This is a genomic window from Pseudomonas putida, assembly GCF_050989985.1.
GTDB lineage: Bacteria > Pseudomonadota > Gammaproteobacteria > Pseudomonadales > Pseudomonadaceae > Aquipseudomonas > Aquipseudomonas putida_AI.
The window spans coordinates 1,346,176-1,368,214 of record NZ_CP158815.1 but is presented as its reverse complement, the minus strand read 5'-3'; the positions used below and the strand labels follow the sequence as shown (position 1 = coordinate 1,368,214).

Annotated in this window: 18 protein-coding genes and 1 riboswitch; of the genes, 2 read left to right on the top strand and 16 right to left on the bottom strand. The window is 60.7% G+C overall.

The window, feature by feature from the left end; all coding sequences use genetic code 11:
• Positions 1-13: 13 nt before the first annotated feature.
• Positions 14-2,638 (bottom strand): alanine--tRNA ligase, encoded by a 2,625-nt coding sequence (gene alaS / locus ABTV29_RS06505; RefSeq protein ID WP_433769337.1) that lies wholly within the window; start codon positions 2,636-2,638, stop codon positions 14-16.
• A gap of 145 nt (positions 2,639-2,783) precedes the next feature.
• Positions 2,784-3,788, bottom strand: a complete 1,005-nt coding sequence (gene ltaE / locus ABTV29_RS06500) for a low-specificity L-threonine aldolase (RefSeq protein ID WP_433769336.1) — start codon at positions 3,786-3,788, stop codon at positions 2,784-2,786.
• Positions 3,789-3,985: 197 nt separating this feature from the next.
• A riboswitch (FMN riboswitch) is annotated at positions 3,986-4,156 on the top strand.
• Between the two features lie 102 nt (positions 4,157-4,258).
• Between ltaE and ABTV29_RS06495 the strand changes: the two genes are divergently transcribed.
• A complete protein-coding gene (locus ABTV29_RS06495) occupies positions 4,259-4,768 on the top strand; it encodes a 6,7-dimethyl-8-ribityllumazine synthase (RefSeq protein ID WP_433769335.1) in 510 nt (169 codons plus the stop codon).
• Between the two features lie 121 nt (positions 4,769-4,889).
• On the opposite strand, the gene astE is transcribed toward ABTV29_RS06495, so the two are convergent.
• The 14 genes from astE to acs all read right to left on the bottom strand — a co-directional run bounded on the left by astE (position 4,890) and on the right by acs (position 21,107).
• Entirely contained in the window at positions 4,890-5,900 is a 1,011-nt protein-coding gene (gene astE, locus ABTV29_RS06490; RefSeq protein ID WP_433769334.1) for a succinylglutamate desuccinylase, read from the bottom strand.
• Between the two features lie 12 nt (positions 5,901-5,912).
• Positions 5,913-6,203: a topoisomerase II gene (locus ABTV29_RS06485; protein WP_433769333.1), complete on the bottom strand. Its 291-nt coding sequence runs from the start codon at positions 6,201-6,203 to the stop codon at positions 5,913-5,915.
• Between the two features lie 61 nt (positions 6,204-6,264).
• On the bottom strand, positions 6,265-7,611 hold the full coding sequence (gene astB, locus ABTV29_RS06480; RefSeq protein WP_433769332.1) for an N-succinylarginine dihydrolase: 1,347 nt from the start codon (positions 7,609-7,611) through the stop codon (positions 6,265-6,267).
• Positions 7,612-7,775: 164 nt separating this feature from the next.
• Entirely contained in the window at positions 7,776-9,245 is a 1,470-nt protein-coding gene (gene astD, locus ABTV29_RS06475; protein ID WP_433771770.1) for a succinylglutamate-semialdehyde dehydrogenase, read from the bottom strand.
• The gene (gene astA / locus ABTV29_RS06470) at positions 9,242-10,267 is read right to left on the bottom strand and encodes an arginine N-succinyltransferase (protein ID WP_433769331.1); all 1,026 of its coding nucleotides are present in this window, start codon (positions 10,265-10,267) and stop codon (positions 9,242-9,244) included. Before astA ends, astD begins: the two co-directional genes overlap by 4 nt.
• A gap of 73 nt (positions 10,268-10,340) precedes the next feature.
• A complete protein-coding gene (gene aruF, locus ABTV29_RS06465; protein ID WP_433769330.1) occupies positions 10,341-11,360 on the bottom strand; it encodes an arginine/ornithine succinyltransferase subunit alpha in 1,020 nt (339 codons plus the stop codon).
• A gap of 191 nt (positions 11,361-11,551) precedes the next feature.
• Positions 11,552-12,772: an aspartate aminotransferase family protein gene (locus tag ABTV29_RS06460; RefSeq protein ID WP_433769329.1), complete on the bottom strand. Its 1,221-nt coding sequence runs from the start codon at positions 12,770-12,772 to the stop codon at positions 11,552-11,554.
• 343 nt (positions 12,773-13,115) lie between these two features.
• Positions 13,116-14,096 carry a transcriptional regulator ArgR gene (gene argR / locus ABTV29_RS06455; RefSeq protein ID WP_433769328.1) on the bottom strand — a complete coding sequence of 327 codons (981 nt, stop codon included), beginning with the start codon at positions 14,094-14,096 and terminating at the stop codon, positions 13,116-13,118.
• A 221-nt stretch (positions 14,097-14,317) separates the two neighbouring features.
• Positions 14,318-15,082 (bottom strand): ABC transporter ATP-binding protein, encoded by a 765-nt coding sequence (locus ABTV29_RS06450; RefSeq protein WP_433769327.1) that lies wholly within the window; start codon positions 15,080-15,082, stop codon positions 14,318-14,320.
• Positions 15,083-15,110: 28 nt separating this feature from the next.
• Complete coding sequence (locus tag ABTV29_RS06445) at positions 15,111-16,223, bottom strand: M14 family metallopeptidase (protein WP_433769326.1); 1,113 nt, start codon at positions 16,221-16,223, stop codon at positions 15,111-15,113.
• A gap of 1 nt (position 16,224) precedes the next feature.
• Positions 16,225-16,923 carry an ABC transporter permease gene (locus tag ABTV29_RS06440; protein WP_110964516.1) on the bottom strand — a complete coding sequence of 233 codons (699 nt, stop codon included), beginning with the start codon at positions 16,921-16,923 and terminating at the stop codon, positions 16,225-16,227.
• Positions 16,920-17,609 (bottom strand): ABC transporter permease, encoded by a 690-nt coding sequence (locus tag ABTV29_RS06435; RefSeq protein ID WP_110964517.1) that lies wholly within the window; start codon positions 17,607-17,609, stop codon positions 16,920-16,922. The genes ABTV29_RS06440 and ABTV29_RS06435 overlap by 4 nt, the downstream gene beginning before the upstream one ends.
• 91 nt (positions 17,610-17,700) lie before the next feature.
• Complete coding sequence (locus ABTV29_RS06430) at positions 17,701-18,477, bottom strand: ABC transporter substrate-binding protein (protein ID WP_433769325.1); 777 nt, start codon at positions 18,475-18,477, stop codon at positions 17,701-17,703.
• Positions 18,478-19,151: 674 nt separating this feature from the next.
• The gene (acs, locus tag ABTV29_RS06425; RefSeq protein WP_433769324.1) at positions 19,152-21,107 is read right to left on the bottom strand and encodes an acetate--CoA ligase; all 1,956 of its coding nucleotides are present in this window, start codon (positions 21,105-21,107) and stop codon (positions 19,152-19,154) included.
• Positions 21,108-21,588: 481 nt separating this feature from the next.
• On the opposite strand from acs, the gene ABTV29_RS06420 reads away from it, so the two are divergent.
• Positions 21,589-21,852 carry a DUF2790 domain-containing protein gene (locus ABTV29_RS06420; protein WP_433769323.1) on the top strand — a complete coding sequence of 88 codons (264 nt, stop codon included), beginning with the start codon at positions 21,589-21,591 and terminating at the stop codon, positions 21,850-21,852.
• The last annotated feature ends 187 nt before the right edge of the window (positions 21,853-22,039 follow it).

Genomic DNA, 22,039 nt, shown 5'->3' with positions numbered 1-22,039 from the left:
CGGAGGCACTGCCTTATAAACCCTGCTCTACAAATGGAACGGTCAGCGCCAGTGCCGCATCCAGCGCGCCAGCGTCGGTACCGCCGCCTTGCGCCATGTCTGGACGACCTCCGCCCTTCCCGCCCACTGCCGCAGCAGCTTGCTTCATCAAATCACCGGCTTTGAGTTGGCCAGTCAGGTCCTTGGTTACGCCTGCAACCAGAACGACCTTATCCTCATGGACACTGCCGAGCAGGATCACTGCGCGGCCGAGTTTGTTCTTCAACTGATCGACCAGCGCCAGCAGCGCCTTGCCATCCTGGCCATCCAGGCGTGCCGCCAGGACTTTCGCGCCCTTGACGTCCAGAGCGGAAGCCGACAGATCGTCGCCCGCCGCACTGGCTGCCTTGGCCTGCAACTGCTCGAGTTGCTTCTCCAGCAGACGGTTGCGCTCCAGCACAGCCGACAGTTTGTCGATCAGGTTGTCGCGGCTGCCCTTGACCAGGCTGGCCGCTTCCTTGAGTTGCTCTTCCGCCGCATTCAAGTAGGCCAGTGCCGCGGCACCGGTGACTGCCTCGATACGACGTACACCAGAGGCCACACCGCCTTCGCTGATGATTTTCAGCAAGCCGATGTCGCCGGTACGCTTGGCGTGAATACCGCCGCACAGCTCGACGGAGAAATCGCCGCCCATGCTCAGCACACGTACGCTGTCGCCGTATTTTTCGCCGAACAGCGCCATGGCGCCTTTTTTCTTGGCGGTATCGATATCGGTTTCTTCGGTTTCAACGGCGGAGTTCTTGCGGATCTCGGCGTTGACGATGTCTTCCAGCGCTTTCAGCTGCTCAGGCTTGATCGCCTCGAAGTGGCTGAAGTCGAAGCGCAGACGCTGACTGTCCACCAGCGAGCCCTTCTGCTGTACGTGATCACCCAGCACTTTGCGCAATGCGGCATGCAACAAGTGAGTGGCCGAGTGGTTCAGCGAAGTGGCGTGACGCACGTCGGCTTCGACGTGGGTTTCCACCGGGGCACCGATCAACAGGCTGCCCGACGCCAACACGCCGTGGTGCAAGAATGCGCCGCCGGTCTTGGTGGTGTCGCGAACGTCGAAACGCGAAGCGCCGGCCTGCAGATAACCGCAGTCGCCAACCTGACCACCGGATTCGGCATAGAACGGGGTCTGGTTCAGAACGACAACGCCTTCTTCGCCTTCATTCAATACGTCGACCGACTGCCCGTCTTTATAGATGGCAACGACTTTCGCCGAACCGCTGGTAGCGTGGTAACCGGTGAATTCGGTATCGACATCAACCTTCACCAGGCTGTTGTAGTCCATGCCGAAAGAGCTGGCGGAGCGGGCACGGACGCGCTGGGCTTCCATTTCACGCTCGAAACCTTCTTCGTCGATGGTCAGGCTGCGCTCGCGAGCGATGTCGCCGGTCAGGTCCATCGGGAAACCGTAGGTGTCGTAGAGTTTGAACACCACGTCGCCCGGTACCACGTCGCCCTTGAGCTCGGCCAGATCCTGTTCGAGGATCTTCAGGCCCTGCTCCAGGGTCTTGGCGAACTGCTCTTCTTCGGCTTTCAGTACGCGCTCGATGTGCGCCTGCTGGGATTTCAGCTCCGGGAAGGCTTCGCCCATCTCGGCGACCAGGGCCGCAACGATCTGGTAGAAGAAGCTGCCCTTGGCGCCCAGCTTGTTACCGTGACGGCAGGCGCGACGGATGATCCGGCGCAGCACGTAGCCGCGGCCTTCGTTGGAAGGCAGCACGCCGTCGGCAATCAGGAAACCGCAGGAACGAATGTGGTCGGCCACGACTTTCAGGGAAGCCTGGGCGTCGTTGGTGCAGCCGATGGCCTTGGCCGATGCGCTCAGCAGGCTCTGGAACAGGTCGATTTCATAGTTCGAGTGAACGTGCTGCAGCACGGCACTGATCCGCTCCAGGCCCATGCCGGTGTCCACCGACGGCGCTGGCAGCGGGTGCAACACGCCATCGGCGGTGCGGTTGAACTGCATGAATACGTTGTTCCAGATTTCGATGTAACGGTCGCCGTCTTCTTCTGGCGAGCCCGGTGGGCCACCCCAGATGTCGGCGCCGTGATCGTAGAAAATCTCGGTGCAAGGACCGCACGGGCCGGTGTCGCCCATGGTCCAGAAGTTGTCCGACGCGTATGGCGCGCCCTTGTTGTCGCCGATACGGACCATGCGCTCGGCCGGAACGCCGATTTCCTTGGTCCAGATGTCGTACGCCTCGTCATCGCTGGCGTAGACGGTGACCCAGAGCTTTTCCTTCGGCAGGTTCAGCCACTTGTCGGAGGTCAGGAAGGTCCAGGCGTAGGTGATCGCGTCACGCTTGAAGTAATCGCCGAAGCTGAAGTTACCCAGCATTTCGAAGAAAGTGTGGTGACGAGCGGTATAGCCGACGTTTTCCAGGTCGTTGTGCTTGCCGCCTGCGCGCACGCATTTCTGGCTGCTGACGGCGCGGGTGTACGCGCGCTTTTCCTGGCCCAGGAAGCAGTCCTTGAACTGGTTCATCCCCGCGTTGGTGAACAGCAGGGTTGGGTCGTTGCCCGGAATCAAAGAGCTGGAGGCTACACGGGTGTGGCCTTGCTCTTCGAAGAAGCGAAGGAAGGCTTCACGGATTTCTGCGCTTTTCATTAGGTTCTTCCACGGAGGCTGCGGCCAAAGGCCTGTTCGAAACGTCACAGACGAAACGACGGCAAAGGGCCGCATTATATCGGCCCTGCGCGCGGGGTACAGCGTGTTTATACGATAGAAACGGTCAATTGGCGTGCTAACGCTATCACTTACGCGAAAAGTCGACGAATGTCGCGACGACCTGCTCGATTTGATCACGGCTGACGTCCATGTGCGTCACCATCCGCAGACGAGCGGCAGCGCTGAGGGTGATACCGCGTTCGGCCGCATACGCCTTGAGCGCCTGGGCCTTATCGCCGATGTTCACGTACACCATGTTGGTCTGCACCGGCTCGACTTCATAACCCGCCGCGCGCAGGCCTTCGGCCAGGTGTTGGGCATTGGCATGGTCGTCCGCCAGGCGCTGGACGTTGTGATCCAGCGCATAAAGGCCTGCCGCTGCCAGGATCCCGGCCTGGCGCATGCCACCACCGACCATCTTGCGCAGGCGCCGCGCCTTGGCGATCAACTCCACCGAACCGCACAGCACCGAGCCGACCGGCGCGCCGAGGCCTTTGGACAGGCACACCGAGACCGAATCGAAATGCCGGGTAATCTCCCGCGCATCAACCCCCAGCTTGACCGCCGCGTTATACAGCCGCGCGCCATCCAGGTGCAGTTGCAGCCCGTGCTCACGGGTAAAGCTGCGAGCACGCGCCAGGTATTCCAGCGGCAGAACCTTGCCCTGCATGGTGTTTTCCAACGCCAGCAGGCGTGTGCGGGCAAAGTGGAAATCGTCCGGCTTGATCGCCGCGGCGACCTGTTCCAGATCCAGCGAGCCATCGGCCTGCACTTCCAGCGGCTGCGGCTGGATCGAACCCAGCACCGCCGCACCACCGCCTTCATATTTATAGGTATGCGCCTGCTGTCCGACGATGTACTCGTCACCGCGCTCGCAATGGGCCATCAAGCCGAGCAGGTTGCTCATGGTTCCGCTCGGGACAAACAGCGCGGCGGCAAAACCCAGGCGCTTGGCCAATTCGGCTTCCAGTCGATTGACCGTCGGATCTTCGCCATAAACGTCGTCCCCGGTGGCCGCAGTGGCCATCGCGTCGAGCATTCCGGCGGACGGTTGGGTGACGGTGTCGCTGCGAAGATCGATAACGCTCATGAATCTGGCCTCGGTAAGCAGGGGGAAATCCCTTTCAGGAAAGAATTACTGCGGTCATGCCGATGATTAATCAACCCTCGAGCAAGGAAAAGACGGATTAATCCAGCGAAAAAGTCGATGGCAATCATCTGAAAGCATCAATGCACCGGTAGGAAATATGTGTTAAAAACGCTGCGCCGCCAAACATTCTGGCGGCAAAACGTTCTCAGGGCGGGGTGCAACTCCCCACCGGCGGTAATTGCGCGCAATGCGCATAGCCCGCGAGCGCTTGGTGAAGGCACGGCTTCGGCGGTGACTGGCAGCAAGGTCAGCAGACCCGGTGTGATTCCGGGGCCGACGGTCATAGTCCGGATGAAGAGAGAACGGGATTGTTGCCGATGGGCCGTGAGCAGCATTCGTGCGAGCGTGCGTACCCTGAAATCCCCTTCGATTCATAACGCCCTGTTTTTCACACAAACAGGAGTCAGAACATGCAACCCACCGCAATCGACAGCAAAAGCAAACACCATCAGGGCGAGCGCGTTGCGTTCATTCAGGCCTGCTGGCACAAGGATATTGTTGACCAGAGCCGTAAAGGCTTCGTCAGCGAGATGATTGCCCAGGGTTATCAAGAGTCCGACATCGATTTCTTCGAAGTCGGCGGCGCCTTTGAAATGCCCCTCCACGCCAAGTTGCTGGCCAAGACTGGCCGTTATGCCGGCATTGTCGCCGCAGCCCTGGTGGTGGACGGCGGGATCTACCGCCACGAATTCGTTGCCCAGTCGGTGGTCAGCGGCCTGATGCAGGTTCAACTGGAAACCGAAGTGCCGGTGTTCTCGGTGTCCCTGACCCCGCACCACTTCCATGCCGGTGAAGAACACCACAAGTTCTTCTTCGAGCATTTCGTGCATAAAGGTCAGGAAGCGGCGAGGACCTGTGCGGATACGCTGAGCAAGATTCGCGCGTTGCGTCGCACCGAGCCGCGTGCGGTAGCGGTTTAACCACCGCAAAAAACTGTGGGAGCGAGCCTGCTCGCGATGACGGCCTACCAGTCAACATCTATGACGACTGATAAACCGCTATCGCGAGCAGGCTCGCTCCCACATTGGTTATGTGCTGCTCTCAGGCGAGGTTTTCGTCGCTGGTCGGAACGACCAGGATGCCGGCCCGCAGGCCATTCTTCACCTTGGGGTTCGGGAAGATGATCCGGGCGCCCTCTTCCTCGATGATCCAGCGGGTGTTGGCGATGTCTTCCGCCAGCAGGTAACCCACGTCCAGCTGCGAAAAATTCTCGATATCGGCCGGCAGGTTCAGGCGGAAGCTGTCGCTGTGCTTGATGATTTCCCGTGCCACGCTGAACAACTGCAAGCCGTCCAGCGCCGCCTCGGTCAATTCCGGCTCGGTGCCTTCGATGATCTGTTTCAGGCGGTTTTCCAGCAGCGAGACGTTGACCCCCTCGTTCTGCCCGAAAGGCCGCGCCTTGCCCAGTTCCAGGGTGAAGGACTCGGCACCCAGCTTGTCGTAGGTGTAGGAGCTGAAAACGATGGACGGCTTGTTCTGCAGCAGCACCGCCTCCATGCCGGCGGCGCGCAGGCGAGCCAGTTCCTGGCGCGAGTGCTGGCGCCCCTCCTTCCAGGGGTACAGGGCGAACTGCTCGATTTTCGATCCACGAATGGCCGTGTGCAGGTCGTAGTGCAGGCGCTGGCGATCCGGCAGGCTGAAGAAACTGGCGGCCAGCCGCTCCAGCTCGCAGGCGCGCAGGGCTTCGTTGCCGCTGCTTTGTTCGTGACGGCCGTTGAACAGCCGATTGACGTCCTGCTCGACGAAGCGTTCGCCGCGACGAATGGCGTCGGGGTTGCCGAACAGGAACAGAATACGTGCACGCGGCTTGAGATCGCCGCGAGCGATGTCGTGCAGCAGCCGGTCGAGCAGTTCGATCGGTGCTGTTTCGTTGCCGTGGATCCCTGCCGACAGCAGCAGATCCAGGCCATTGTCACGAGCTTCGGGTGGCCGCACTTCCAGCGCACCCTCGCTCAACCAGCGCATGCGCACGCCTTCGACAGTCAGTTGAGTCTTCTCCGCCGGTTCGCGGCCGGCGAGGGTCAGTTCAAGCAGTTTGCCGAGGGCGAGCATAGAGCGGTTTCCTTAGTGGTCGTGATTGCAATCCGGGCCGTGAACGTGACCGTCATCGCCTTCGAGGTCAGCCGGTTCCATCTCCAGTTGCAGACTTACCAGATTAGTCGCCAATGGGCGCAACAGCAGGTTGGCGTATTCTTCGTCGTCTTCTTCGACGTCCACGCCGATCAGCAGCTGGCCGCGGCCATCCTGCTGGATCCACAGCTCTTTGCCTTGCCACATGACCGCGACGCGGGTGCAGGAGGTTTCCAGTTGCGTGCCGTCGGTGTCTTCAAGGATCAGCTGCAGTTTGTCGCTCATGTGATTACGCTCTCATTGGAGATGAACCGGCGCGCACCCGGGCCCGGGTGCGCGCCGTCGATCAATTGATCTGGAATGGATAAACCGCGCCCAGTTTAAGGATTTGCGTCAGTTCATCCAGTGCCGTCCGGCACTCAAGCAGCAATTGCGGGTCCGCAAGATCGTTTTCGGTCATGCGGTCGCGGTAGTGCTTGTTAACCCATTCGGTCAGGGTGCCGTACAACGGTGCCGTCATGATAACGCCTGGGTTGACCGCCGCCAGTTCGGTTTCATTGAGCGCCACGCGCAGTCGCAGGCAAGCCGGGCCACCGCCGTTCTGCATGCTTTGCTTGAGATCGAAAACCTTGACCTCGCGAATCAGGCCGCCGGAACTGGTCAGACCCTGCAGGTATTGCCAGACACGCTCGTTGCCACGGCACTCTTCCGGCACGATCAACAGCATGCTGCCGTCAGGACGCGTCAGCAATTGGCTGTTGAACAGGTAGGAGCGGACCGCGTCTTCAACGCTGACCGCCGAACGCGGTACGCACACCGACTGGAACTTCCCGCCGACCTTGGCCAGCTTGGCCTGCAACTCAGCCAGCATCTTGTCGGTCTCGAGGAACGCATCCTCGTGATAGAACAGCACTTCGCCATTACCCACGGCGATCACGTCGTTGTGGAACACACCTTGGTCGATCACCGACGGGTTCTGCTGGGCATAGACCACACCGTCATCCTTCAGGCCGTGCAGGCGGGCAACTGCCTGGGACGCTTCTAGTGTCTGGCGGGCCGGGTACTTCTGCGGTGCCGGGTAACGGGTGTCGAAGGCGCTGCGACCGAATACGAAGAACTCGACGCCAGCTTCGCCGTATTCACGGCAGAAACGGGTGTGGTTGGCCGCGCCTTCGTCACCGAACTGCGCCACGGCCGGCAAGGCGGCGTGATGAGCGAAGTGCTTCTGGTCGGCAAACATCGCACCCAGCACGCGACTGGTGGTCGGGTGCTCGATGCTGCGGTGGTATTTGCAGTTGAGGTTGGCGGCGGTGAAATGCACGCGGCCGTCCGCAGTGTCGGCACTCGGGCTGACGGTGGCGGCGTTGGCGACCCACATGCTCGACGCCGAGCAGCTGGCGACCAGCAGCGGCATTGCGTCTTTGGCGGCGCGCTCAATCACTTGCGCGTCAGTGCCACTGAAGCCCAGGCGACGCAGTGCGGCCACATCCGGACGCTCCTGCGGGGCCAGTACGCCTTGCTGAAAGCCCATGTCCATCAGCGCTTTCATTTTCGCCAGGCCCTGCAGCGCCGCTTCCTTGGGGTTCGACGCCTGCTGGCTGTTGCTCTGGGACGCGACGTTGCCGTAGGACAAACCGCCGTAGTTATGGGTCGGCCCCACTAGACCGTCGAAATTGACTTCATAGGATTTCATCAGCGAGGCTCCACGAGAATCTGTTTGTTATAGGCATCAAGTAACTGTTCAGTGCGACCGCGGCGCGGCCATCGCGAGCAAGCTCGCTCCCACAGGTTTGGTGGTGTTCACAAATTGTGTGTACTACTCAAATCCTGTGGGAGCGAGCCTGCTCGCGATTTGCATTACGCCATCTTCACGCCAGGCGTCAGGGCCGATGGCAACACCAGGTTCGGCGTTTCCAGCGAAGCCACCGGGTATGCGCAGTAATCGGCCGCGTAGTAGGCACTGGCGCGATGGTTGCCCGAGGCGCCGACGCCGCCGAACGGTGCACTGCTCGCGGCACCGGTCAGTTGCTTGTTCCAGTTGACGATGCCGGCGCGGCTTTCCAGCCAGAATTGCTGGTAACGCGCTTCGGAGTCCGACAGCAGGCCGGCGGCCAGGCCGTAGGCCGTGTCGTTGGCTTCAGCGATCGCCGCTTCGAAATCAGCGTAGCGGATCACTTGCAGCAATGGCCCGAACAGCTCTTCATCCGGGCGCTCGGCCACGGCGGTCACGTCGAGAATGCCAGGGGTCAGCAATGCCGCCTGAGCCTGAGGCTGGGTCATTTCCAGCAAGGCCACCGCGCCATTGGCCAGCAGATGCGCCTGGGCATCCATCAGTGCCTTGGCCGCGCCGAGGGAAATCACCGAACCCATGAACGGCGCCGGCTGTTGATCGAAGGCACCCACGTCGATGGTCGAGCTGACCGCCACCAGCCGCGCCAGCAACGCATCGCCCCAGGCGCCTTGCGGCACCAGCAAGCGGCGTGCGCAGGTGCAGCGCTGACCGGCGGAAATGAACGCCGACTGGATGATGGTGTAGACAGCGGCATCCACGTCAGCGACCTGATCGACCACCAGCGGGTTGTTGCCGCCCATTTCCAGCGCCAGGATCTTGTCCGGACGACCGGCGAATTGATTGTGCAGGTGATTGCCGGTGCGGCTCGAGCCGGTGAAGAACAGGCCGTCGATTCCCGGATTCGCCGCCAGGGCGATACCGGTTTCGCGAGCGCCCTGCAGCAGGTTCAGCACACCTGCCGGCAGGCCAGCCTCGATCCAGCACTTGACCGTCAGCTCGGCGACTTTCGGCGTCAGCTCGCTTGGCTTGAACAGCACGCTGTTACCCGCCAGCAGCGCCGGGACGATGTGACCGTTGGGCAGGTGACCCGGGAAGTTGTAAGGACCGAATACAGCAACCACGCCATGGGGCTTGTGACGCAATACAGCGGTGGCGTCGCCCAGCGGGCCGCTCTTCTCGCCGGTACGTTCGCGGTAGCTCTGCACCGAGATCGCAACCTTGTTGACCATGCTGGTGACTTCGGTCGCCGCTTCCCACAGGGGTTTGCCGGTTTCCTCACCAATGGTGCGAGCCAGTTCGTCCGCGTGATTTTTCAGGGCTGCGGCAAAGGCTTCCAGCACCGAAATACGCTCTTCCAGGGTGCGGCGGGCCCAGCCGGGAAACGCCTGGCGCGCGGCCTGCACGGCCGACTCGACCTGGGCGGCAGTGGCGCCATTGCCGGCCCACAGCACTTGCTGGGTCACCGGGTTCAACGACTCAAAGGCTTCGCCCTGACCGTCCAGCCATTCACCTGCGATGTATAGCGACTTCATTATTTCGACTCCCGAGCAGCGGACAACGGAACGGCGCGCACCTGATCGCCGGCGTTGAGTTGAAGACGTTTGGCGGTCAGCGGATCGACCACCAGCGTGCCCGCGGCGAAGCGTGCGGGTGCGGCGGTGATGCGGCAGTCTTCGCGCTTGCGGTTATGAATAATGAAAGGCGTGGCGTCGTCGCCCGGCGTGCCGATGGCCAGCACCAGCGCCTGGCTGTCGCGTACCGCGCGGATCTTGCCGGTTTCGCACTCGATGGCCGGGCCCGCGTCGAAAATATCGACGTAACCCTGATAACTGAAGCCTTCGCTCTTGAGCATCGACAGCGCAGGCTCGGTGTCCGGGTGGACCTGGCCGATCACGTTGCGCGCATCCGGCGACAGGAAGCAGGTGTACAGCGGGAATTTCGGCATCAGTTCGGCGATGAACGCCTTGTTGCCCACGCCGGTGAGGTAGTCGGCCTGGCTGAATTCCATCTTGAAGAAGTGCCGACCCAGGCTTTCCCAGAATGGCGAACGCCCGGCTTCATCGGACACACCGCGCATCTCGGCGATGATCTTGTTGCCGAACAGGTGCGGGAACTCGGCGATGAACAGCATCCGCGCCTTGGACAGCATGCGGCCGTTGAGGCCCGTGCGGTAATCGGCGTGCAGGAACAAGGAGCACAACTCGGAATTGCCGGTCAGGTCGTTGGCCAGGAACAGCGTAGGGATTTCACGATAGATGTTCAGTTCTTGCGAAGCGCTGACGGTCAGACCGACGCGGAAGTTGTACCAGGGCTCGCGCAGGCCGACGGCACCGGCGATCGCGGAAATCCCCACCACACGGCCATCGTCGTCTTCGAGCACGAACAGGTAGTCCGCATCGCCCCGCCCGGCTTCGCCGCGGAAGGTCTTCTCGGCCCAGCCGACCCGATGGGTCAGGCGCTCTTCGTTGGCCGGCAAGGTGGTCAGGCCGGTGCCGGTGCTGCGGGCCAGGTCGATCAGAGCGGGTAAATCGCTGCTGCGTACGGGACGAACGATCATGCTATCTCCTCAAACGGGCCGCCAACGCCACCCGCGAAACTTCGCTGCTTTGCAGAATGCTTTCAGACCGGCCTTAAACCGCCACCAGGCGCACGCTGGCACCTTCACCGACGCCCAGGGCTTCGGCGGCTTCCAGATCCAGAGTCACGGGTTTGCCCGGCGCGTAATCGAGCTCGAGCAACACGGCGCGGTAATCCTGCAACTGTGCATTGGCCACCAGGTACTGGCGTCCGACACCTTTGGCCGGCTCGCCGATCTTCACCGGCACCACGCGGCTCTGGGCGATCGAACGGATCCCCGAAACGCGGGCGTGCAGGGTCGGGCCGCCGTCGAAGATGTCGATGTAGTGATCGGTCTCGAAGCCTTCGCGCATCAGGATGTCGAAGGTGATCTGCGCCCGCGGGTGCACCTGGCCCATGGCTTCCTGAGCGGAGTCCGGCAGCAGTGGCACGTAGATCGGGTAGTGCGGCATCAGCTCGGCCAGGAAGGTACGGCTCTTCAGACCGCACAGGCGCTCGGCTTCAGCGTAGTTGAGGTCGAAGAAGTTGCGGCCGATGGCATCCCAGAATGGCGAGTCGCCGTTTTCATCGCTGTAACCGACGATCTCGGTGACCACGGCATCGGCAAAGCGCTCCGGATGGCTGGCCACGAACAGCAGGCGCCCACGGGAATTGAGTTCGGCCCACGGCGAACCCACCAACTCGCGCTGCACGTAGAAACTGGTCAGCAAACTGTTGCCGGTCAGGTCGTGGCACTGGGAGAGCACGTGGATCTTGTTGTGAATCTTCAGCTCGCGGGAGGCGTGCACGAAGGTCTCGTTGCGAAAGCTGTAGAACGGCTCGGAATAACCGGCCGACGCCACGATGGCCGAGCAACCGACGAGTTTGCCGGTGGCGGTGTCTTCGAGCACGAAGAAATAGCTTTCTTCACCGTTGAAACTGACTTCGGCGGCGAACGAGGCTTCGCTCGCGGCGATCTTGTCGCTCAGGCGTTCAACGTCATCCGGCAAGGAAGTGACACCAATCGGGCTGTCCGCAGCCAGACGCTGTACCTCGCCCAGATCAGCCATTTGCGCGGGGCGCATCACCAGCATGGTGTCACTCCTTTTTCAACTCTTGAGGAAAATAAGCCGGCCCCTTGTAGGAGCGAGCCTGCTCGCGATGGTGGATCAGTAACAATGATGTCGACTGACACACCATCGCGAGCAGGCTCGCTCCTACAGAAAAGCGGGACCGGTATCAAAATTTGGATCGACGCCCGAATCCTCAGGCGTCGAAGGGTCTATCAGGCTTGTGTCAGTTTTGCCGCGGCACGTTCGAAACGGTCCAGGCCGGCATCGATATCGGCGTCTTCAACCACCAGGCTTGGCGCGAAACGCACCACGTCAGGACCGGCTTGCAGCACCATCAGGCCTTCTTTTTCAGCGGCGTTGAAGATGTCCTTGGCCTTGCCCTTCCAGGCATCGCTGAGCACGCAACCGATCAACAGGCCCAGGCCACGCACCTGGGTGAACAGGCCGTACTTCTCGCCGATCTGCTCCAGGCGCGCCTTGAACTTGTCGTGCTTGGCATTCACGCCCGCCAGCACTTCAGGGGTGTTGATCACGTCCATGACCGCCCCGGCAACGGCGCACGCCAGCGGGTTGCCGCCGTAGGTGGTGCCGTGGGTGCCGACGACCAGGTGCTTGGCCAGGTCTTCGGTGGTCAGCATGGCCGCGATCGGGAAACCGCCGCCCAGGCTCTTGGCGCTGGTCAGGATGTCCGGAATCACGCCGTAGTGCTGGTAGGCAAACAGCTTGCCGGTACGGCCCATGCCGGTTTGCACTTCGTCGAAGATCAGCAGTGCGTTGTGCGCGGTGCACAGCTCGCGGGCACCTTGCAGGTATTCGAGTTCGGCCGGGATCACGCCGCTTTCGCCCTGGATCGGCTCCAGCACCACTGCGCAGGTCTTGTCGGAAATGGCAGCTTTCAGCGCGGCCAGATCGTTGTACGGCACGTGGGTGATACCGGTGATTTTCGGACCGAAGCCGTCGGAGTACTTCGACTGGCCACCGACGTTCACGGTGAACAGGGTGCGGCCGTGGAAGCTGTTGAGCGCGGCGATGATTTCGTACTTCTCGCTGCCGAAACGGTCGAAACCGACACGACGGGCCAGCTTGAAGGCGGCCTCGTTGGCTTCGGCGCCGGAGTTGCAGAAGAAGGCACGCTCGGCAAAGGTTGCATCAACCAGCTTATGGGCCAGGCGCAGGGCCGGCTCATTGGTGAACACGTTGGACACGTGCCACAGCTTGTTGGCTTGCTCGGTCAAGGCACCGACCAGCGCCGGATGCGCGTGGCCCAGTACGTTTACGGCAATCCCGCCGGCGAAGTCGATCAGCTCGCGGCCGGACTGGTCCCAGACGCGGGAACCGGCGCCACGGACCGGAATGAAAGCGGCAGGCGCGTAGTTGGGAACCATTACCTGGTCGAAATCGGCGCGTTCTACCGCAGCGTGCTCAACGGACATCGGAGTCTCCTGAAGAGAAAACACTCGCCTGAAACTGGCGAGCGATGGGGGGATTGTAAGGACAGTTTTCAGCCCGGCCTTGCCGCCAAGCGACAACTTCTTATAGCGCAAACCCCGGTTTTTCCCGGGTTTACGGCAATGCGACATATAGGGTCGCAAAGGCGCAGTTTAACTGTACGAAGCAGTTAACGGCAGGCTTGGAGGGATTTGATTTACCAGCTTCTATAGGAAGGGTGCAGGAGCTGTGTAGGAGCTGTCGAGTGAAACGAGGCTGCGATCTTTTGACCTTTAAAAGCAAGATCAAAAGATCGCAGCCTTCGGCAGCTCCTACAGGGAGGGACGGCTAGCCGCGTTCGGACGGCACCGAAGACAATTCGAACGGGCTGCTGCTGCGCCGTTGGTTGCGATCTTCCCGCGGCGTGGCGCCGAAGAAGTTGCGGTAGGCGCTGGAGAAATGCGGCCCCGAGGAGAAACCGCACGACAGGCCGATCTGGATGATCGACTTGCTGGTTTGCATCAACATCTGCCGGGCCTTGTTCAGGCGCAGTTCCAGGTAGTACTGGCTGGGCACGCGATTGAGGTATTGCTTGAAGATCCGCTCCAGCTGGCGACGGGACACGCACACGTGCTGGGCGATTTCGTCGGTGGTCAGAGGCTCTTCAATGTTGGCTTCCATCAACAGCACCGCCTGGGTGAGTTTCGGATGGCTGGAGCCCAGGCGATTCTGCAGCGGGATACGCTGACGCTCGCCGCCTTCGCGAATACGCTCGACCACCAACTCTTCCGAAACCGCACCGGCCAACTCCGCACCGTGATCCCGGGCCAGCACCGCCAGCAACAAATCGAGCACCGACATGCCACCACATGCGGTCAGGCGATCACGATCCCAATCGAACAGATGGCTGGTGGCGATGACTTTCGGAAAACGCTCGGCGAAATCGTCCTGCCAACGCCAGTGCACCGCCGCGCGATAACCATCGAGCAACCCCAGTTGCGCCAACGGATAGACACCGGCAGACAGGCCACCAATCACGCAACCGGCACGCACCAGTTGCTTGAGGGCAGTGCTGAGCGCGGGCGCCAGGGTGGTCGGCGGCTCGTCGGCGAGCAGGAACAGTTTCTGGAAATTCTCGAGCTTGCCGGTCCATGCCTCGCCCGGCAATTGCCAGGCGCCGTCGACCGGGGCTTCGGCTTGCAGGAAGGACAGTTCGTAAACCACTTCCGGATGCACACGCTGGGCAACACGCAAGGCCTCCTCAGCCAGCGCAAGCGTCAGTGCTTTAGTGCTGGGCCAAATCAGGAAACCAATTCGATGGGCAGTCATGGGCGAGCGATCCGAAGCGAAGAACAGTGATGAAGGCATGGGCCAATGCTAGCCCGTAAATGAACGCAAATCTCAAGACCGGCAAAAGTTCAGCTGGTGGGAGACTTCCTGTAGGAGCGAGCTTGCTCGCGATAGTAATAGGTCAGTCGACGCTTGTGGTGACTGAAATTTCGCGATCGCGAGCAAGCTCGCTCCTACAGGGTGCACAGCGGCAGCCCTGATTACTTGAGGCTACCCGAGAGGAATTGCTGCAAGCGTTCGGATTGCGGGTTCACCAGCACTTCGCGCGGGTTGCCGCTTTCCTCGACCACACCTTTGTGCAGGAACACCAGCTGGTTCGACACTTCACGGGCGAAGCCCATTTCGTGAGTCACCACCACCATGGTCCGGCCTTCCTGGGCCAGGGCCTGCATCACTTTCAGCACGTCGCCCACCAGCTCCGGATCCAGTGCCGAGGTCGGTTCGTCGAACAGCATGACTTCCGGCTCCATGGCCAGTGCACGGGCAATCGCCACACGCTGCTGTTCACCGCCGGACATGTGTCCTGGGTAGGCATCCTTGCGGTGCGCCACGCCCACCTTGTTCAGGTAAAGCTCGGCCTTTTCACGGGCTTCGGCCTTGGACATGCCGAGCACGTGGACCGGCGCTTCCATGATGTTTTCCATGGCGGTCATGTGCGACCACAGGTTGAAGTGCTGGAACACCATCGACAGGCGCGAACGCATGCGCTGCAGCTGTTTCGGGTCGGCGGCCTTCAGCCCGCCGTCCTTGTTCGCCACCAGTTTCAGCTCTTCGTTGTTGAGCAGGATCTTGCCCGCGTGCGGCTGCTCCAGCAGGTTGATGCAACGCAGGAAGGTACTTTTGCCGGAGCCACTGGAGCCGATGATGCTGATCACATCGCCAGCCGCCGCTTTCAGGGACACGCCCTTGAGCACTTCGTGACTGCCATAGCGTTTATGCAGGTCTTGGACTTCAAGTTTGTACATGCGGTCGGTTCTCACAAAAAGCAGTCAGTCAGTCGTTGAGCAAGCGCCCGTGACGCAGCGCTTCGCGCCCCGCCACCTTGGCCAGCCAGAAACCGGGTTGGGCGTAACGCAGCCGTTCAATGGCAAACAGCACCCCGGACGTACCAGCACACACCGTGCTGACCCGATCCGCCAGCGGATCGATCACTTCGAAAATTTCGTCACCGGCTTCGATCCACTCGCCGGGTTTACGCAAGTAGCTGATCACGCCAGGGTGCGGCGCGAACAGCAATTCGGTACCTTCGAACGGCATGCCTTCGCAAGGCTCTTGCGCAGGCTTGGGCCATTCGCCGCTGATCAAACCTTGCTCGGCGAGGAACGCCAGAATGCCTTCTGCCCAGGCCTCGGTCGCCTCGCGGCCGGTGTCGGCCTGACCGCCCAATTCAAGGGTGGTCGCCAGGCACGCCAGCGGAATCTGTGCATTCGGGAACAGTCGCGACAAGCGCAGCCACGGCAACGAGCAGGCTTCATCGAAGGAGCTGCCGCCGGAGTCTTCCGCCAGCAGACCGACCCGCACATTCAAATGCGCGGCCAGCGAGCGCCACTGCGGCCAGTGTTGCGGCAAGGCATACATGTGCAGCGCCGCTTCGGCATCGCAATGCAGATCCAGCACCACGTCGGCGGTGCAGGCGTGGCTGAGCAGGATGCGTTGCATGCCCTGCAACTGGCTGCTCGCCTCTGGTAATGCGGCCAGATGATCGCTCATGGCCTGGCGGATCAAGCGGATGTTGGCGTGCGGATCGTCACCCAGACGCCCATCGAGCTGCTGTGCGACCGGCGCACTGAGCTCGACGAAATCACGGTTGAAGTTCTTGCCGCTGCCCGCCTCGAAACGCCCTTGATGATTGCCTTGCAGCAGTTGACCCAGCCCCAGTGGATTGGCCACCGGCACCAGTTCAATCACGCCGTTGAGCAAGCCCTGGGCTTCGAGTTCGGCCAGGCGTTTTTTCAACGCCCAGGCGGTGCGCATGCCCGGCAGTTCATCGGCGTGCAGGCTGGCCTGGATGTAGGCCTTGCGCTCGCCACTGCCGAAGCGAAACACCGAAATATGGCGCTCGCTGCCCAGATGGCTCCACGGCAAAGCGTGATCGATGCGTTCCATATCAGTGCTTCCGCGGGGCCAGGTAGCCCAGCCAGCGGCGCTCGGCCAGTTTGAACAGCTTCACCAGAATGAAGGTCAGGCACAGGTAGAACACGCCGGCGGTGATGTACGCCTCGAACGGCAGGTAGAACTGGGCGTTGACCGTGCGCGCGGCACCGGTGATGTCGATCAGGGTCACGATGGACGCCAGACTGGTGGTCTGCAGCATCATGATCACTTCGTTGCTGTACTGCGGCAGCGCGCGGCGCAGTGCCGACGGCAGCAGGATGCGCTTGTACATCTTGAAGCGCGACATGCCCATGGCCTTGGCCGCTTCGATCTCGCCGTTCGGCGTGGCGCGCAGGCTGCCGGCAATGATCTCGGCGGTGTAGGCGCTGGTGTTGATCGCGAAGGCCAGGCAGGCGCAGAAGGTCGCGCTGGACAGCCACGGCCACATGAAGCTTTCGCGCACGGCCTGGAATTGCGCCAGGCCGTAGTAGATCAAGAACAGCTGCACCAGCATCGGCGTGCCGCGGATCACGTAGGTGTAGAGCCACGCCGTCATGTTGACCACGGCGTTTTTCGAAACGCGCATCAAGCCCAGCGGCAACGCACACAGCAAGCCGAAGAACAGCGACAGGGCGAGCAGTTTGAGGGTGGTGACCAAGCCGCCGAGGTACAGCGGCAGGGCCTCCCAGATGACGTTGTAGTCGAAGATCATAGCTCAGCCGCCCTTACGCCTACCGAGTAGCGCTTCTCGAGGTGACGCAATGCCAGCAACGAAACACTGGTGATCACCAGGTACAGCGCCGCCACTGCAAGGAAGAAGGTGAAAGGCTCACGGGTGGCGTCGGCCGCCTGCTTGGCCTTGAACATCATGTCTTGCAGACCCACCACCGAAATCAGCGCGGTGGCCTTGGTCAGTACCAGCCAGTTGTTGGTGAAGCCGGGAATCGCCAGGCGAATCATCTGCGGCACCATCACCCGGAAGAACACCTGAAAACGGCTCATGCCGTAGGCCATGCCCGCTTCAGCCTGGCCCTTGGGGATCGCCATGAACGCGCCACGGAAGGTCTCCGACAGGTACGCGCCGAAGATGAAGCCCAGGGTGCCGATACCGGCGGCCAACGGGTTCAGGTCGATGTACTCGTCATAGCCCAGCATCGGCGCCACGCGGTTGAGCATGTCCTGGCCGCCGTAGAAGATCAGCAGGATCAGCACCAGGTCGGGAATCCCGCGGATCACCGTGGCATACAGATCGCCCAGCCAGGCCAGCCAGCGCACCGGCGACAGACGCAGTGCCACGCCGATCAGGCCCAGCACGATGGCCAGAGCCATGGACGACAAGGCGAGCTGAAGCGTCAGCCAAACGCCATCGAGGATGACAGCCCCGTAGCCTTTCAACATGATTCAGGTCCTCGAAAGTTGGGATGAAAAAATGGCGCAAACCTCAGTGATCCTGCTGCTTGCGCCATTTCGGACTTGTCGCCGGAGCGTGTTACTTGCCGTAGATATCGAAGGCGAAGTACTTGCCCTGGATTTGCTTGTACTTGCCGTTTTCGCGGATGGCCGCGATGGCAGCGTTGAGCTTGTCCAGCTCAGCCTTGTCGCCCTTGCGCACTGCGATACCTACGCCGTCGCCGAAGTATTTGACGTCGGTGAAGGCCGGACCCACGAAAGCGAAGCCTTTGCCGGCGTCGGTTTTCAGGAAGCCGTCATCCAGCAGCGTAGCGTCTGCCACGGTGCCGTCGAGGCGACCGGCGCTCACGTCCAGATAAATTTCGTTCTGCGAACCGTATGGCTTGATCTCGGCACCCAGCGGAGCCAGGACTTCGCGGGCGAAACGCTCGTGGATCGAACCACGCTGCACGCCAATGTTCTTGCCCTTGAGCTCGGTCAGGCCTTCGCTGACCTGAGTGCCTTGCTTCATGACCAGGCGAGCCGGGGTGTTGTAGTACTTGTTGGTGAAGTCCACGGACTTCTTGCGATCTTCAGTGATCGACATGGACGACAGGATGGCGTCGATCTTGCGCACTTTCAGTGCAGGGATCAGACCGTCGAACTCTTGCTCGACCCAGACGCACTTGACCTTCATCTCTTCGCACAGGGCGTTGCCGATGTCGTAGTCAAAACCAACGATGCTGCCGTCCGGCGCTTTGGAAGCGAACGGAGGGTAAGCCGCTTCGATACCGATTTTCAGAGGTTTTTCATCGGCGAAGGTTGGCAGGGACAGCACGGACAGTGCCAGGGCGCCAAGCAGCACGAGTTTCTTCATCTTGGGACTCCATCGGAAAAGGGCTAAAACGGCAGAGTGAGCGACAGCCCAATATGCGAATGAGTGGAACCGGAAATGTGTTGCTCCGTCCTAGGAAGCCTGCGCAATTTTTCAACACAGGCAACGACGAGCGAGTGATCGGCATTCTAACGACAGGCCCGAGGCCGATATTTCTTCAATGCGACAACTAGTTACAGAAGCATCGAGAAAGCCGTTTGAGCGCGTTGACAGCCCTGCAAATTCATGCAAAGGCAAAAGAGGGTAAACCGATCTATGTAGCAAATTGCGGGCCTATTATTGGCAAACCCTTCTAATCCGGCAAGCTTGGCGTGGGGAGTTATTTTTTTGAGGTGCTTTTTTGCCCCGAACAAGGGATGTCGGGTTTCCCAATGACTCGTATTGGCGTGGAGCGGTTACACATTCAGTTACTTGAGATCTGACAGGTAACAGTAGGAAAGCGCCTACGGGGGAAGTCGATAATTATTGGCCCACATAGATCGTTCCCACGCTCTGCGTGGGAATGCCTCAACGGACGCTCCGCGTTCGGCTCGTGAATTGGGACGCAGAGCGTCCCGGGCTGCATTCCCACGCAGAGCGTGGGAACGATCTATGTGGCAACAAAAAGCCCCACCAGGCGCAACACCTGGCAGGGCTTCGATGACGCCAAACGCTACTTACGCAACATTCATCGTCTTGTGCGTATCAATCAAATGCTGCACCACACCCGGATCGGCCAGGGTGGAGATATCACCCAACCCATCGTACTCAGCGGTCGCAATCTTGCGCAGAATCCGGCGCATGATCTTGCCCGAACGCGTCTTCGGCAGCCCCGGCGCCCACTGGATCACATCCGGCGAAGCAATCGGACCGATCTCTTTACGCACCCAGTTCTTCAGCTCAAGACGCAATTGCTCGCTTGTCTCTTCGCCAGCGATCAGGGTGACGTAGACATAAATGCCCTGCCCCTTGATGTCGTGCGGCACACCTACCACCGCCGCCTCGGCGACTTTCGGGTGAGCGACCATCGCACTTTCGATCTCGGCTGTACCCATGCGGTGGCCGGAAACGTTGAGCACGTCGTCCACACGGCCGGTAATCCAGTAGTAACCATCGGCATCGCGACGGGCGCCGTCACCGGTGAAGTACATGCCACGGAAGGTCTTGAAATAGGTATCGACGAAGCGGTCATGGTCGCCGTACAGCGTACGCGCCTGGCCTGGCCACGAATCGAGAATCACCAGGTTGCCCTCGGCCTCGCCTTCGATGATGTTACCCAGGTTGTCCACCAGCGCCGGCACCACGCCGAAGAACGGACGCGCCGCAGAACCCGGCTTCATGGCATGGGCGCCCGGCAGCGGGCTCATCATGTTGCCGCCAGTTTCGGTCTGCCACCAGGTGTCGACGATCGGGCAACGGGATTGGCCGACGTTTTTGTAGTACCAGTCCCAGGCTTCCGGGTTGATCGGCTCGCCCACCGAACCGAGCAGGCGCAGGCTGCTGCCATCAGCGCCTTCAACGGCCGCGGTGCCCTGGGCCATCATGGCGCGGATCGCGGTCGGCGCGGTGTAGAGGATGTTGACCTTGTGCTTGTCGACGATCTTCGCCACCCGGGTGATGTCCGGATAGTTCGGCACGCCTTCGAACAACAAAGTGGTCGCGCCGTTGGCCAGCGGGCCGTAGACGATGTAGCTGTGGCCGGTGACCCAGCCGACGTCGGCGGTGCACCAGTAGACTTCACCCGGACGGTAGTCGAACACGCGCTCGTGGGTCATGGCCGCGTACAACAGGTAACCGCCGGTGGTGTGCTGCACGCCCTTCGGCTTGCCGGTGGAACCGGAGGTGTAGAGGATGAACAGCGCTTCTTCGGCGCCCATCTCTTTCGGTGCGCAAACGGTGCCAGCCACTTTCATCAGGTCTTCGTACCAGATGTCGCGATGCTGGTTCCACTTGATGTCGCCACCGGTGCGCTTGCACACGATGACTTTCTGGATGCTGCTGGTTTCCGGGTTGGTCAGCGCGTCGTCGACGTTGGCCTTGAGCGAAATCTTCTTGCCGGCACGAATGCCTTCGTCGGCGGTGATCACCACTTTCGAGCGGCAGTCGATGATGCGGCCAGCCAGGGCTTCGGGCGAGAAACCGCCGAACACGACCGAGTGAATCGCACCGATCCGGGTACAGGCCAGCATGGCGACCACGGCTTCGGGAATCATCGGCATATAGATAGTCACCACGTCGCCGCGGTGCACGTCCTGGCCACGCAGGGCGTTGGCGAACTTGCAGACTTCTTCATGCAGTTCGCGGTAGGTGATATTGCGGCTTTCGGAAGGGTCATCGCCTTCCCAGATGATTGCGACTTGATCGCCGCGCTCGGCCAGATGACGGTCGAGGCAGTTGTAGGAAACGTTCAGGGTGCCATCGGCGAACCATTTGATATCGACATGGTGATCGTCGAAGGAAGTCTGCTTCACCGTGGTGAAAGGCTTGATCCAGTCGAGGCGCTTGGCTTGCTCGCGCCAGAAACCGTCCGGGTTGACGACCGACTGCTGGTACATGGCCTTGTAGGTCGCCTCATCAGTCAGCGTATTGGCCAGAACCTCGGGACGAACGGGATACAGAGAAGCCGCACTCATCTTTCTTACCTCGGTGGAATAGTTGTTTTTGTATGGCCCCTGTTTTAGCCGGGCGGGGCCTATAGAACCATTCGACGATGGTAGTAACAAGCCCGTACAAATTGTCCTGATTACTCCCGCGCCGCCCTGCCAAACACCCCACAACCCCTGTAGGAGCGAGCCCTGCTCGCGATGGTCGTCAACGATAACGCGCCCAACCTGACACCCCGCACAGCCCTCGGGTTCATCGCGAGCAGGGCGAGTTCCTGCAGAAGTAGAGGTTATTCAGGGATTGTTACAGGATCTGTCAAAAGTGTTTATCAGAACCACGTCTATATGAACGTATCCCCCGCCCCTAAAATCTGCCTCGCCAACCCGGCAACCGAGTTAACACGTTACAGCCCCCACGAAGGCAGTTAACCCAAATCCAAGTAGTGCAGATACACACGCAACCCCAAAAAGGTTGCGTGACCCCTTTCGCCCTCAAAAAGGTAAACATTAAATGAAAGCTTTATTGGTTCTGGCCCTCACTAGCCTGTGCGCAACCGCCATGGCAGACGAGATTCAGACTGATGTCGCGCAGCAACAACCCGCCGTCGAGGAATACACTTACTCAATGAACCTGGACATCGCCAAAGTTATCTCCATGAGCGAAGTTCCGAATGTTTGCGAAGTAGTCCCGGCGAAAATGGTTTATGACGACTCCAAAGGTCAGCGCCATATTCTGCGATACAGCGTCATGGGTAACGGCTGCTCCGGCGGCTGATCAAAACTGCACCGGATCGGCCACCTTTGCGTCCAACGCTTGAGGTCGATTTCAGCCCGGCTCCGGTCGGGCTCAGTTGTGTCTGGAGTCGTCGAAAAGCGATTCAAAACACAAGATGTAGTAAAAAATGCCTTTTTCCGCTCATTTTTTGAGCAATCGCGCAGTCAAGCCATTTTTACGAAAAAAA

Excerpts from the sequence above, each read along its gene's own strand:
- ABTV29_RS06430 (WP_433769325.1), bottom strand. The coding sequence starts at position 18,477 with ATGAAGAAACTCGTGCTGCTTGGCGCCCTGGCACTGTCCGTGCTGTCC.
- alaS (WP_433769337.1), bottom strand. The coding sequence starts at position 2,638 with ATGAAAAGCGCAGAAATCCGTGAAGCCTTCCTTCGCTTCTTCGAAGAG.
- ABTV29_RS06495 (WP_433769335.1), top strand. The coding sequence starts at position 4,259 with ATGCAACCCACCGCAATCGACAGCAAAAGCAAACACCATCAGGGCGAG.
- astE (WP_433769334.1), bottom strand. The coding sequence starts at position 5,900 with ATGCTCGCCCTCGGCAAACTGCTTGAACTGACCCTCGCCGGCCGCGAA.
- ABTV29_RS06445 (WP_433769326.1), bottom strand. The coding sequence starts at position 16,223 with ATGGAACGCATCGATCACGCTTTGCCGTGGAGCCATCTGGGCAGCGAG.
- aruF (WP_433769330.1), bottom strand. The coding sequence starts at position 11,360 with ATGCTGGTGATGCGCCCCGCGCAAATGGCTGATCTGGGCGAGGTACAG.
- ABTV29_RS06440 (WP_110964516.1), bottom strand. The coding sequence starts at position 16,923 with ATGATCTTCGACTACAACGTCATCTGGGAGGCCCTGCCGCTGTACCTC.
- ABTV29_RS06450 (WP_433769327.1), bottom strand. The coding sequence starts at position 15,082 with ATGTACAAACTTGAAGTCCAAGACCTGCATAAACGCTATGGCAGTCAC.
- astB (WP_433769332.1), bottom strand. The coding sequence starts at position 7,611 with ATGAAATCCTATGAAGTCAATTTCGACGGTCTAGTGGGGCCGACCCAT.
- ABTV29_RS06485 (WP_433769333.1), bottom strand. The coding sequence starts at position 6,203 with ATGAGCGACAAACTGCAGCTGATCCTTGAAGACACCGACGGCACGCAA.
- acs (WP_433769324.1), bottom strand. The coding sequence starts at position 21,107 with ATGAGTGCGGCTTCTCTGTATCCCGTTCGTCCCGAGGTTCTGGCCAAT.
- ABTV29_RS06420 (WP_433769323.1), top strand. The coding sequence starts at position 21,589 with ATGAAAGCTTTATTGGTTCTGGCCCTCACTAGCCTGTGCGCAACCGCC.
- ABTV29_RS06435 (WP_110964517.1), bottom strand. The coding sequence starts at position 17,609 with ATGTTGAAAGGCTACGGGGCTGTCATCCTCGATGGCGTTTGGCTGACG.
- ABTV29_RS06460 (WP_433769329.1), bottom strand. The coding sequence starts at position 12,772 with ATGTCCGTTGAGCACGCTGCGGTAGAACGCGCCGATTTCGACCAGGTA.
- ltaE (WP_433769336.1), bottom strand. The coding sequence starts at position 3,788 with ATGAGCGTTATCGATCTTCGCAGCGACACCGTCACCCAACCGTCCGCC.
- argR (WP_433769328.1), bottom strand. The coding sequence starts at position 14,096 with ATGACTGCCCATCGAATTGGTTTCCTGATTTGGCCCAGCACTAAAGCA.
- astA (WP_433769331.1), bottom strand. The coding sequence starts at position 10,267 with ATGATCGTTCGTCCCGTACGCAGCAGCGATTTACCCGCTCTGATCGAC.